General features: G+C 59.1%; 1 protein-coding gene. It reads right to left on the bottom strand.

Annotation, left to right across the window (positions count from 1 at the left end; genetic code table 11):
• Window positions 1-132 precede the first annotated feature (132 nt).
• On the bottom strand, window positions 133-13,332 hold the full coding sequence (locus D8U71_RS28650) for a hemagglutinin repeat-containing protein (protein WP_241664247.1): 13,200 nt from the start codon (window positions 13,330-13,332) through the stop codon (window positions 133-135).
• Window positions 13,333-13,586: the final 254 nt, after the last annotated feature.

Here is a 13,586-nt window from a genome sequence, read left to right on the forward strand (position 1 = left end):
GTAACTATCTAATACGCGAACACTTTCTGCTCGACCATTTACTACTTGGTTGTTGATCCAAACAACAAATCGACGGTATTCGTCCGGCGAAAAAAAGCTCTCTATTACTTCCCAGCTACAGCCCGCCATACTTTATCTCACCCAGGATGGATCAATTTTGAAGTCTTTTGGAAAAAGAACCTGACTTCCCCCTCCCACAAGCCCTCCCTGAGGGGCGGCTACACCTTCAAAATACTTAGTACCTGCTGGAACTTCAATCTTCACCACATTTACCGCCGTATTTCCCCATTGAGGATTCAAAGCACTGTCTATGATGGATTGCACAGGGCCTGTCGGTTTTGTCGCGGTCCAATAAGCCCCAAGCTCATTAGCCGAGCCTCCATATACCCGATACAAAGTTGTCGGTTTCTGAGTTACGACCTCTGCGTAGGTAGCGCTCCTGAACGTGTCTGCAATCGAAGCTGGCAGAGGACCTTGATTGAGCGGGTTGTATTGATTGAGTAGTTTCCCGCCGCTAGGCATGACAACTGACTTCAGATTGCCCGCGCTGTCCAATTCCAAACGCGCGATTGTTGCTCCAATCTCTGCTCCATCTTTTCCTAAAAATTGGCTCAAAGTTTTACTTGAAACGGTTACTCCCACCTTCCCTAAAGCGGCGGCTCCCTTTGCCAGACCACCTACGTCCGACACAACGCCACCGACGGTATACAAAAGCAAACCTAGATCGCGTCCAAGCTGCAACGCCTGATCGGTCCCACCAAACTCCAGTGCGTACTCCATCCTACCAATAGTTGCGAGCAAACTGTCCACCGCGGCATTACCAAGCTTGGCTCGCAGCGCTTCGCTTTCGACAATTTGTCGTAGACCGCTGAGACTCTCCAACGGACTTGCCAAGAAGCCCGATAGGCCGTCCAGATCCTTCCATCCCCCTTCCTGCAGGCCAATGATCACACCAAGGCCTGTAGCCATATCTTGGGTGCTATCAACGCTCGCCCACTTCCGCCATATCTTTATCTTTTCAATAAGACTTGGCGCTGCTTCCAGCTCTTTATCTCTTTGTATCTTCTGCTGCGTTGCCAACCAGTTGTTATCAACGTTTGCAATCGCAGCGTTGTTGGCCGTGGCTGCACCGCTTGGATCGCTAGCCGCAGCAATAGCGGTCACCAGGCTGGTGATGAGGTTGCGCTTGGTTTCGCGATCCGCAGCTGTTTCGTTTGGATCTGGGTCCGCAAACAGTGCTGTCAGCACACTGGCTGCCGCTCCACCCAACGCACCCGCCGAACAGCTTTGGCTACTGGCAGCAGCGCCTGCGCAACCAAGAATCGCATGCAAGCCTGCGTGTACCGGGCTGCCCTCTTTGAGTCCCTTGAGGACCAATTGCCCGATGTAATCCGATCCCTGCTGCTGGACGTAATTGACCACCATGTTTTGCGCAAACTGCGCGCTAGTACCGGTGACACCGCCGGTGATCCCGGCGACCAACGCGGTAGTGATCTGCCGATAAGTGCCTCCAGGCCCCCAGTTCTTGTTGATGTCTTTGACTTGCTGGGTGAGTTCTAAATATTTTTCACGGTGGATAGCCCTTTTTTCATCCGGAAGGCTTTCGTCATGTGCTGCGAGGTACTCTCTTTCAGCTTCCTTCTTCTTGCTATCGGCTTCGTTCGCACGGTTTTCGATGAACTGCGAGACGTTCTGCACAAACTTGCCGACGATTTCGAAATCCACGCCAATTTCCTCGGCGTCGAAAATCGGCTTGAGCTTGTTGCTGCCGTCACGCTCGCTGGAAACATTGGTGGTGATCGCTGCAATGGTCTGTTCAGCAGTTTTGCCGGTCAGTTCCTGTTGCTTGGCATTGTTGGTGATGGTGACTGCAGCACCGCTGATCCCGCTATGGGTGGTGCTGCTTGAATCGCCGCTGGCGAACAGGACGACCGGTGTATTGGCGTTTGCACCTTCCTTGGTGGTGACAACTGGCCCGCCTCGGGTCGGCGTGCCACTGGCGTTACCACCGCCCTTCATATTGAAGCCATAACCACCACTGAGATTGATGCTACTGGCGTCGTACTCGGCCTTGTTCTTGATATCAGAACTCGTCAGCGTGCCAGTGCTCAGAGTGTTCTTACCGTCAGCGACCGCTTTGTCGGTACTGGCGATCACAGCCCCGACCAGATCGGTATTACCCTTGACTTCAACCTGGAAACCACCGTCGCCTGCCTTGATGCCCGACTGCTCGGAAACACTGGCGTACTCGCTTTGCATGTGCTGCGCAGCGATGCCGCCGCTGACGCTGCTGGTGCCGTAGCAGAATGGCGGCACGCAAATGCTCACTCCGACATTCGCGCTCATCTGTTTGGAGGTATAGGTGCTGGTGTCCTGCTGGCTCTCGACATTGAGATCACCGCCGACTTTCACCTTGACCGTTTCCCCCGTAGCCACAGCCCCTTTGATGTTGGTGTCGCCACCGCTCTCCAGGCTGAGCGTCTGGCCTGACTTGATCGAGGTATTGGTGTGGGTGACGTCATCGCCATCGCTGCTGCCCCGTCCAACGTTAGCGGCGAGCTCGAAGGTAATGCCGTTGCTTTCGCCGAAGCCAAAACCGATGCCTGCGCTCCAGCCACTGTTACTGTTGGCGCTTTGTTGATGCGCGGTGTTTTGCGCGGACAACAGATTGATTTCGCCATCGGCTTTCAGGCTTACATCGCCACCGCCCTCGATCCGGCTGCCGACAACATTGATGTCACTGTCAGCGCCGGCACCCGTTGCAACGATGTTGACCTTGCCTCCCGCGACCACATCGCTGGCAACAACATTGCGGCCACTCTGGCTACTGTTCATCTTGCTCTGACTGTTACTCAGATTGACGCTGACCTTAATGCCACCCACCGGGTTCTGCATCATTGCCTGACCGGCATCCATTGCCTGATTGGCACTCATGGCCGCGTTCACCGCAGCCAGTGCGACCATGCGGTCATCACTGGTTTTCTGCGCCGCCTCACCCATTTGCTGAATGCCACGCAGAGCATCAACCAGGGGAATATTGACGGTCCCGCCGATTGCCGTACGGCTCGTGCTGGCGGTTTTATTGGAGTTGAGCGTGTCGAATCCCGCTTCGATATCGACATGTTTGGCTTTTATGTCGATATCACCCTGAGGAGTCACCAACTGGCTCGCACTTTGGGTGTAATGATCACCTGCTGACAGGGAAATGTTGCCACCGAGGGAGGCGATTTGACTGCCCGACTGACGAGTCGACGTGTTGTCGCTGGTCTCTTTCGTTTTGACGATCCCGGTCGCGCCCTGCCACCACGAGCCGACTTCGCCGACTTTTTTGCTGCCGGATTTCGAGCTTGAGGACGCATAATTTTCGGCGCTGGTGATCTCCAGATTACGCCCGGCATCGATACCGATATTCTTGTCGGCCACCAACGTACTGCCCTCGACGACAGAATCACGACCGCTGTTGATTTGAATGCTGCCAGCGCTGATATCGCTGCCGATACTCTGCGTGGACGATTGTTGCGATCGCTGGGTTTTCTGCGTATTGGAGAGCCACCCCGTAACCGTCATCCCTGTCTTGCTGGAGCCTTTCGACTGACTGGAAGTCAGGGTTTCTTCAGCCGTGCCAATCAGAACGTCATTGGCCGCTGTGAGCTTCACTTCATTTTCCGCACGCAGCGCAGCTGCCTGCAGGTTAATGTCGTGGTTCGACTTGAGCTCGATATCCTTGGCGCTGAGTTCGGTGCTGTTCAGACGCGTCTGCGTCTGCTCACTACTGCTGGACTTGCTTTTGTTCCAGCTTTTCTTCGACGACGCACTGGCCTGGCTGTAAGAGTCTTGAGCTGCAAGCAAGTTGATGTCGCGGCCAGCGCTAGCTAGCAAAGTGCCGTCACTGCTGAGTTTGGCACCGGTCAGATTGACGTCCTGCCCGGCCGAGACAACCAGTTTGGAGCCCGCCTCGACGGTCGAACTGACGGACAGGACCGTCTCACTCTCACTCATCGTCGACTTTTTCTTGCCGAAGGAGCCTTTTTTTGTTTTCGAGTAGTAGTCGTAGTCGACGTCTTCTGCGGTGGCGATATTGACGTCATCACCGGCGAACAAATACGCCTCGTTGCTGGCGCTGATACGACTCGCGATCAGATTCAGGTCGTTTCCGGCGCTGGCAGCAATATCGCGACCTGAGCTGATAACGCTCGACTGCTGGGAAACGTTGATCGACTCGACTTGCTTGCGCTTGCTGCGCGCCGAAAACTCACTTTCATTCGCTGCCGACGTTACGAGTAAATCGTTGCCCGCGCTCAAGCTGATGTCGCGTTTCGCATCCAGCCAACTGGCCACGATTGCCACGTCGCGATCGGCACTGATCGACAGATCCCGCCCGGACGTTACTTCGGCGCCGTGCTGCGTGATGCTCTGATTGAGGAAACTGCTACCGCGCGCATTCGTGCTCCGGTTCTGGACCGAAGTGATATTGACGTCGCGATCCGCATCAAGCGTCATGTCCTGACCGCTTTTGAGCACACCGCCGATGTTATTGATATCGAGGCCGGCCTTGATCGTCAGATCGTTGGCTGCTTCGATTCGCGCGGCGTTGTCCAAGTAGTCACGATGGAACACGTTGCCACCCCGGCTGACATCTACGCTGTTGACGTCGCGCTGGTTGATCACGCTGCCGTTGGTGGCTGTCAGGCTGACATTCTTGCCGGAAATGATGCCGCCGGACTTGTTGATGATGTCGTTGCCGGCCTTGAGCGTCAGGCGCTCGCCCGCTTCGATCAAGCCGCTGTTGGTGAGGTCATTGCCTGCTTCTGCCCAGAGGTTGTTCGAGGCGCGCAGCGTACCCGCGTTATCGAGGTTGCCGCCGGCGATCAGGGTCACGTCACCGCCCTGAATCAGTGCCCCATTTGGCGCCAGGCGGTTATTGGCCTGCGCCAGGTACAGCACCGGCACCAGCACTTTTTCGCCGTTCACTTCGTGCTCTTCGAGCCAGACGATGTCATGGGTCAGTGCTGCCACTTGCTGCGCGGTCAAGGTGACGCCCATCGACAGGTTGAGCTGGCCCTTGCTGGCGATGGCGTTGTTCATCAGGTACTTGAACATCGCTTCGTCGGAAGTCTGGCCGTCGATGAAGCGCTGACCAGTACGGGCGACCACGGCCTGCTGCACCAAGCGTTGTTCAAACAGGCCGTCGCCCAAGCGCTTGGCGCTAGTGTCGGGGTCGTAGCCGAGCTTCTGCAGCAGGTAATCCGAACTCTCGAATTTTTTCAGGTCGGTGAGTACCGGATTGGTTTCGATCAGGTATTTGTGTGGGTTGGAGCGCACGCTGGTGTCAGGCAGACCCTGTACACGTGGCACGTCAAAGGAAACATTGCCCCGATCAGGCGCTGAAACCCGGACAAGTCCGCCGCTCTCGGCGGCATTGACGCTGATCATTGCGGTCTTGTCGTTGAGATTCAGCGACTGACGATCAGCCAGTGCCAGTTCACGGTTTTTCACCGAGACCGGGGCGTTGTCGTCGATCTTGAACTCGGTCGCATGTCGGACCGGCATCCCGCCCGCATGAGTCGAGGGTGCGGCGCTGATAGAGCTGATCTTCCAGGCTTCGGCGGCCACCATCGCCGGTTCGCTACCGTCCTTTTTGCTCAGACGGAACAGGCCGTTGTCGCCGCTCGGCAAGGTGAAGCCCGGCAAGGCCAGTGGGTTGACCTGTTGTTGGGCCAAGTCTGGAGGCAACTGCGCGTTGATGCGAATGACGGTTGGCGTTACCTGGCCGGCCAGTTGGGTGGACCCCAGGCGCGATGCTCCCCCGACCGATGCGTTGCCGTTGCGGACAACACCGTTGTCGATTTTGTTGGTTGCGTTTATGTAAACGGTGCCACCGGCCTGGACGACCGCGTTTGCATTCGATGTCGGGGTACTTTCAGTGACGGTGTCTCTGGTGAATACCGCGTTCTTGAGAAAGTCCGGGGCCTCTGCACGAACGCCGGTGTCATAACTGGGCGCAGCGTAATGGAGCTTTCCAGAATCGTATTCGACAGCGATCGAGCCGAACGTGAGGTATCTGATAGCTTCGCGACCACCCTGACGCCCGCCAATCCGGGTCAGCGACTCAACGTCATTCATATCCCAGACGTGAATATTGGGAACCATTGTTCTTTTGCCGTTCAGCGCTCCGATGTAACCGGAGTCGTAATCCGGATCGTTGGCCGCGTTGTAATTCAAAACGTCCTGCCAGAAGCCCCAGCTTCGGGCTGCACGCGGCGCATCTAGCCAACGCGTAACGGTGTAATCCCCCGCCGTCGCCCCTTGGTTAGTAAAATTCTCAACGTTGAATGTAAGATTTCGACCAGCGCTGACAACCGACGCATTATTGATGAATTCGCGTCCGTTCCCCGTAAGGTCGCGCCCGGCCGTCAAGGTGCCTGATGCCGAATCCCTGACAATGGTTGAGTGGTATTTTTCAACCCAGACCAAGTGACTCGGCAGGCGACTTTCGAAATTGATGCCACTGAACGAGGTGCACGTCGTGCATCGAACACCAATGGTTCCCGAGACCAGCCCGCCACCGGCAGCAACTTCAAACACATCCTTGCGATTCTCGATGTGATCGGCCGACAGACTCAGATCACCCACACTTTCGATGGTCGCCGAAATGTTATTGATCGAAGAGCTCCAGCCGTTGCTGTCGTCGCGGGCAATACTGATATTGCCCATGCCATAGATATCGGCGTAACGGTTGGTAAGCGACCCCACACGCAGGTTCATGTCGCGGCCACTGAATATCAGCCCGTTCTCGTTGAGCAACGAATCACTGTTGATCCGCAGATTGCCGGCGCTGCCCAACGTCCCGTTGTTGACCAGCGACGCGGCATTAACGGTCAGGCTGTCGGCGGAAGTAAGCCGGCCCAGGTTGGACAGGGTGCCACGGCTGGTGACCGTGGCGGTCGATGCACCGGTGATGCTCGCCACGCTGCTCAAATCGATGCGCGAAGCCAGCAGCCCCAGATCGCCGACACTGCTCACTCGCCCATTGCCGCCGTAAGTCCCGCTCAACTGAATATCGAGCCCGCCATCACTGGCAATCAACCCCTCGTTCGTCCAGTTCCCGCCACGCCCCACCAACTGATTCGAGGCCAGCAACTGACCACTAGCCGTCTGCACGAAATTGCCGACATTCACCGTCAAGCGCCCCGCCTGGATCACGCTGCTGTTGGTCCAGCTGTCCGCGTTCAGGGTCAGGCCGCCACGGGTCACCAGTGAGCCGCCGGCGTTCATTACGTTGGCGGTGGAGATGCCGAATTCACCGAGGCCGACATGGGTCACTGTGCCGCCAGCGTTGAGCAAGCTCGGTGCGGCGAGGGTGAAATCGGTGTTGGCGGTTTCCACCAGGCCGTTGCGGTTGTCGAACTGGCTGCCGATCTGGAAATCGGTTTTGCCGCTGCTGCCGAGGGCGCGCAGTTTGCCGCTCTGGTTGTTGAGATTGGCGGCGCGAATCGCCAGAGTGCTGGCGCTTTCGATCAGGCCGCCGTTGTTGGCGAGATTGCCGCCAAGGCCAATGTCGATGAGGCTGCCGCTGACTTGGCCGGCCGCGTTGTTCATTGAGCCGGCGATGACGTTCACCTGGCCGCGGGCATAGATGCCGCCGCCGCTGTTGTCGAGGGCGTTGCCGCCGGCGTTGAGCAGGATGTCGCCGCTGTTGGCGGCGATGCGCCCGCCGTCGCTGTAGATGCCGCCCAATGCACGCAGGTCGAGGCGACTGCCTTCGATCTTGCCTGACTGGCCGTTGCGCAGGACACCGGTCAGACGGGTTTGCAGCAGACCTTTGAGGCTCGACAGCACGCCGCCTCGGCTGTCGAGGCTGTCGGCGGTGAGGTTCAGGTCGCCGTTCTGCGCAATGATCTTGCCGCCCTGGTTGTCGATTGCGCCGTTGCCCGTGTTGACGGTCAGCGCGGTCATGCTTTGCACCGCACCGTTAGCGTTGTTCAGTGCGGCTGCGGTGAGGGTGGCGTCGGCGGCACCGCTGGAAATCAGGCCATCGCCGTCGTTGCGCAGCAGGCCGCCGGCGGTGAGGTTCAGTTGGCCGCTGCCGGCGATGGTGCCGCGCTGGCTGTTGTTCAGATCGCCGCTGGTGAGCAGGCTCAGCAGGCTCTGGCTGATCATTTGGCCGCCACGGTTGTCGATGCTGGTCGAACGCGTCAGCACCAGCGGCCCAGTGCTGCCGAGCGCGCCGTTGACGTTGGTCAGCGCGCCGAGCAGGTCGAGTGTGACGCGATCATCGCCGACCAGACTGCCGGCGCTGTTATTCAACGCGCCGCCGGTGAAGGTCAGGGCTTTTTTCGCGCTCAGGTTACCCGAGGCGTTGTTCAGACTCGCCGCCCGGATATCGAGGGTGTCAGCGCTTTTGATCAAGCCGCCGGAAGCGTTGCTGACTTCACCGCCGAGCACAGTCAAGGTCTGCTTGCCGTCGCTGGTCAGCGTGCCGGCGCTGTTGTTGAGGCTGCCGGCCTTGATGTAAAGCTCGCCCTTGCTGCCGACGCCACCCTGGCTGTGGTTGATCAGCGCGCCGCTGAGGTCGATGCTGACATTACCGAGCTGGCTGGAGATCGCGCCCCCGAGGCTGTTATCGACGCTACCGCCGGACAGGGTCGCGCCGGTCCAGCCAGAGACCAGTCCGCCCTGATTTTTCAGCTCGGCCGCCGTGAGGGTCAGTTGCTGATTGCTGATCAGATTGCCGCCGCGATTGTCCAGACTGTTGGCGTTGAGGCTGAAGCTGTTGACGCTGGAAATTTCACCTTTCTGGTTGTTCAGGTCACGCAGGGTGGCGATGCTGAGCACGCCTTTACTGTTGATCACGCCGTCCTGGTTATTGAGGTCACGCAGGTGCCCAATGCTCAACGCGCCTTTGCTGCTGATCACCCCGCCCTGGTTGTTGAGGTCCTGCGCGGTGGCGCCGAGGTCGATGGCAAGGCCAGCGGCACCCACCAGCGTGCCCTCCTCGTTGTTCAGGCCGGTGCTGTTGAGGGTCAGTTGTTGCGCGGCGCGGATGCTGCCCTTGTTGTGGTTGTCGAGCAGGCCATCGACGGTCACCGAGATATCGCTGTCACTGAGCAATACGCCGCCATCGCTGTTGTCGAGACTGGCCGCGCGAACCTGCAACGCTGCTGCCGCGATCGTGCCCTTGATCGAGGTCAGGGCCTTGTCGAGGGTCAGGCTCAGTTTCTGATTGCTCAGCACTTGGCCGCCGCTGTTGTCCAGCGATTTGGCGATCAGTTCAAAGGCCTGCTCGCTGGAAATCTCGCCACCACGGTTGTTCACCTCAGCGAGATTCTTCAGCAGCAACTGCCCTGGCGCATTGATCACCCCACCCTGGTTGTTCAGCGCACCACCGTGCAGGTCGACGCTGACGCTGGCGTGGCTGCTGAACAGTTTGCCGCCCTGCTGATCGAGGCCCTGAATATCGGCAGTCAACGCATTGCCAGCGCCGAGGCTGCCAGCCGTGTTGGTCACTTTGCCGGCGCTGAACTCAAGCTGATCGGCGGCGTAAATGCTCGCCTGACTGTTATTGAGTTCGCCGGTAGTGATGTGCAGATTGCTTTTGCTGCTGATCACGCCTTTCTGCTGGTTGTCCAGCGCGCTACTGGTGAGCGTCAACGCTGCATCGGTCAACAACTGGCCGCCACGGTTGCTGACCGCACCGTGTGTGTCGACGCTGAGCGCTTTGGCGCTGGACAGCGTACCGCCATCGTTATTGAGGCTTTGCGCATCGATCGCCAGCGCACCTTCGCTGAACAGACTGCCCTGCGCGTTGTTCAGCTCGCCGGAAAGAGTGATGGCGAGGTCTTGTTGCGTGGTCAGGCGAGCGCTGTTTTCCAGACTTTTGCCGACCAGCGTCAGGCCGGTAGCGCCGGACAGCACGCCGTTGTTGCGGTTGATCACCTCGTTGACGGTCAACGCCAGATTGCCGCCCGCCAGCATGTAGCCGCTGTCGCTATTGTCGAGCCAGGCGCCGATCAGGCTCACGCCGGCCTTGCTCGACAGTTCACCGCTGCGGTTATCGACACGGTCGACGACCAGTTGCAGCGCTTGGGTCGAACCGACCAGGCCTTCCTGACGGTTATCCAGACGCGCCGCCGTGAGCGTCAGGCCCTCGTCGGCGATGACCACGCCAGCCTGGTTGTCGAACAGATCGGTGACGGTGAAATCGACCTCGCCACGCCCGCGAATCTCACCGCCGCTATTGTCGAGGCTGGCGCTGCGCGCTTGGAGGCCAGCGGAGGCGATCAGGCCTTTTACGTTGCTCAGCGCACGGTCGATGACCAGGGTGAGTTTTTCATTGCTGAGCAGCTTGCCACCGTCGTTGTTCAGGCTTTGTGCGTTGAGGTTCCAGGCTTTGGCAGCGGAGATTTCCCCGGCGCTGTTGTTCACATCCTTGAGGTTTTTCAACAGCAGTTGCCCCGGCGTATGAATGTTGCCGCGCTGGTTATCGAGCAGGCCATTGTTGAGGTCCAGGGTCAGGTCGCCATTGCTGAACAGCTCGCCGCCGTCCTGCTGCAGCGAGGTGACGGAAGCCTGCAGGGTTTTCTGGCTGCCGATGATGCCGCCGGAGTTATCCAGATGCGCGGTGATCAGCAACAGCGTGCCGTCTGTGGCGAGGCTGCCGCCCTGACGGTTTTTGAACTCACCGGTGGTCAGGGTCGAATCGGCCTTGGCACTGAGGATGCCGTTGTCACTGTTATCGAGACTGCCGCTGGTGAAGGTCAGGCCCTTTTGCGAGGCGATCAGCCCGCCCTGATTCTGTACCCCGGCGACGCTGGTCAGTGCCATCGCTTCCAGGCTCGACAGCTTGCCCAGGCGATTGTCGAGGCTGCCGAGATTCAGGGTCATCTGCCCTTCACTGCTGATCAGGCCTTGCTGGTTGTCGAGGGCATTGTCGAAGGTCAGGTCCAGTGTGTTCTGGCTGACGATCCGCCCGCCCATGTTGCTCACACCGATGCCGCTGAGCGTCGCCGCGCCTTTGCTGAAAATCAGGCCATTTGTGGCGTTGATGATCTGCGCGACTTTCAGGCCCAGCGTGGTGTCGGACAGCACCTTGCCGCCCTCGCTGTTGTCCAGGCGTGCGCCATTGATATGCAGGTCGAGTTGACTGGAAAGCGTACTGGCGCGGTTGTCGATCTGGTCGACATTGACGGTCAGGGTCTTGAGCGACCCGACCAAGCTGTCCTGGCGGCTGTTGAGAGTCTTGCCGGTGAGTTTCAGATTGCCTTCGGCAACCAGTTCGCCGGTTTGCTGAGTCAGGTTGTCGATGCTGGCGTCGATATCGCCCTTGCCGGAAATCCGTCCGGCATCGTTGGTGACATCCCGGGCTTTGATGCTCAACAGTCCGGTCGAGGTCAGCAAGCCGCCATTGTTGTTCAGCGTGCTGCCTTCGAAGGTCAGCGCTGCCTTGCTCTCGGCGCGGCCCTTGTCGCGGTTATCCAGATTATCGATCAGCAGCGTCGTCGCTTTGTCGGCGCGCAAAACACCCGCACGGTTGTCGGTGGTCGCGCTGCTGACGGTCAGGGTGTCGAGACCGGAAATCTTGCCGGCGCGGTTATCCAGGCGCGTGGCCTGCACGTCCATCGCACCGTTGGCCTGGATCAGGCCCTTGTTCTGGTTGTTCAACTGGTCGCTGATGCGCGTGGTCAGCGTGCCTTCGCTGGTCAGCTGGCCTTGCTGGCTGTTGTCCAGTTGTTGCGCTTTTACCGCCACGGCCTGTTTCGCGCCGATCCGTCCGGTGCGATTGTTGATGGCGCCGAGGGCGGTGATGTCGAGCAAACGGCCAGCGGAGATCAGGCCGGCGACGTTGTCCAGCGAGGTGACCGTGAGTACTACGTCGCTCTGGCTGCCAAGTTCACCGTTGCTGTTGATCAACTGACCGATGTTGCCGGTGAGTCTGCCATTGCTGGTGAGCGTGCCTTGATTGTTCAGCACTTGATTGGCAGTGAGGGTCAGGCTGTTGTTGCCCAGCACTTTGCCTGCGTTGCGGTTGTCCAGCGTGCCGGCAGTGATGCTCGCGGTCTGGCCACTGAGCAGACCATTCTGGTTGTTGAGGGTTTGCGCGGCGTTGACGGTCAGGTTGCGGCTGGCGCTGAGGCTCTTGCCACTGTTGCTCAGATTCTGTGCGCGAAGGCTCAAGTCACCGTTGCTGTTACGGCTGCCGTCAGCATTGACGCCGGCTTCGATGGCGCCGGCGTTGGTCAGTTGCCCACCGGCGCTGAGCACCACGCTGTCGCGGGCGGCCAAGGTCTGGCGGTTGGTCAGGTTGCCTTGGGTCTGTACGTTGAGCGACGTGCCGGCGTAAACCGGAGCTTGCGCGTCGAGGCTGGCTGCCTTGACGTTGACCGCGCCGGTAGCCGAGGTGTCGGCCAAGCTCAGTTGCCCGTTCGCATCCAGCTGAATATCGCCGCCGCTGGCGATCAGTTTGCCGTCGAGTTTCACCCCGACGCCGGCCTCGGTGCCGACCAGTTTGATCGCCCCGGCGTACATGCCGCCGAGCGCCGAGGAGTCGATGGCCAGTTGCGGTTTGGCGCTACCGTCGTCGGCGCGGGCGGTGGCATTGAGGGTGTCGGCGTTGACGTCGTTGCGACCGGCGACGATGGTCAGGTTCTGTGCCTGGATCTGCGCATTGATTTTGGCGCTGCGGGTGATGATTTCGAAGCGGTCGATATTGGTTGCGTTGATGCCCGCGCCTTCGATAGCCACGCTGCCTTGATCGACCTGAAAGCGATCCAGCCGACCGTTTTCCAGCACTGGTTTACCGGTAGTCAACGTCACCCGTGGTGCGTTGATGAAACCGCAGCCATTGCAGGTAATGCCATACGGGTTGGCGACAATCACTCGCGCAGACTGCCCGGCCACTTCGGTGTAACCGCGCAACTGACTCGGGTTGCCGCTGATGACTTCGTTGAGAATCGCCTGCGCCGAACCGCTGTTTTTCAGGTTCGGGTTACCGATGACGTGACCGCCCAGTTGCGTGTTCGAAGTTTGAGTCGCGCCGTTGTTGAGGATGACGCCCTGTGCGCCGACGTTGTAATCGTGGAACTGGTTGTGCGACAGGCCACTGGCGTTGGGCGTGGCGATGTTGACGATCGGCACGCCGTTGCCGGCACGGTCCAGCGTGGTATTCGGGTTGGCAACGACGATGCCATCGGCCTGCGCCCACAGCGGTTGCCAGAACATGACGTTGGCCAGCAGGAAGGCCAGTCCGCGCTTGGGCATGCCGAGGAACTGCTCGCGTTTGGCCGTAGCGGCAGAAGGCTGGCGAGCGAGGAATGCGTACTGGCGAACGTCCATGTAGAAGATCCTGCAACGGGCAATAATCGGTCTGATCAGGTGCCATGCTCCGCAGGAAAGCGGCGCGGATGAGCGCAAAGAGTCGCTGGCATCCCTGCAATAGCGCGCTAGTATCAAAATAGTGGCGCGATATTAGATGGCCACTATTTTGACGTCAATTAATGGATGCGTTGAAAAATCGATTTCGATGAGCGGTTGTGCCGGAATCCCCGTTGCACCGTTCACCGCCCGCCTGCGCGATAAGCCCCACCGGC

Source organism: Pseudomonas sp. Sample_21, from assembly GCF_004307525.1.
GTDB classification, from domain to species: domain Bacteria; phylum Pseudomonadota; class Gammaproteobacteria; order Pseudomonadales; family Pseudomonadaceae; genus Aquipseudomonas; species Aquipseudomonas atacamensis.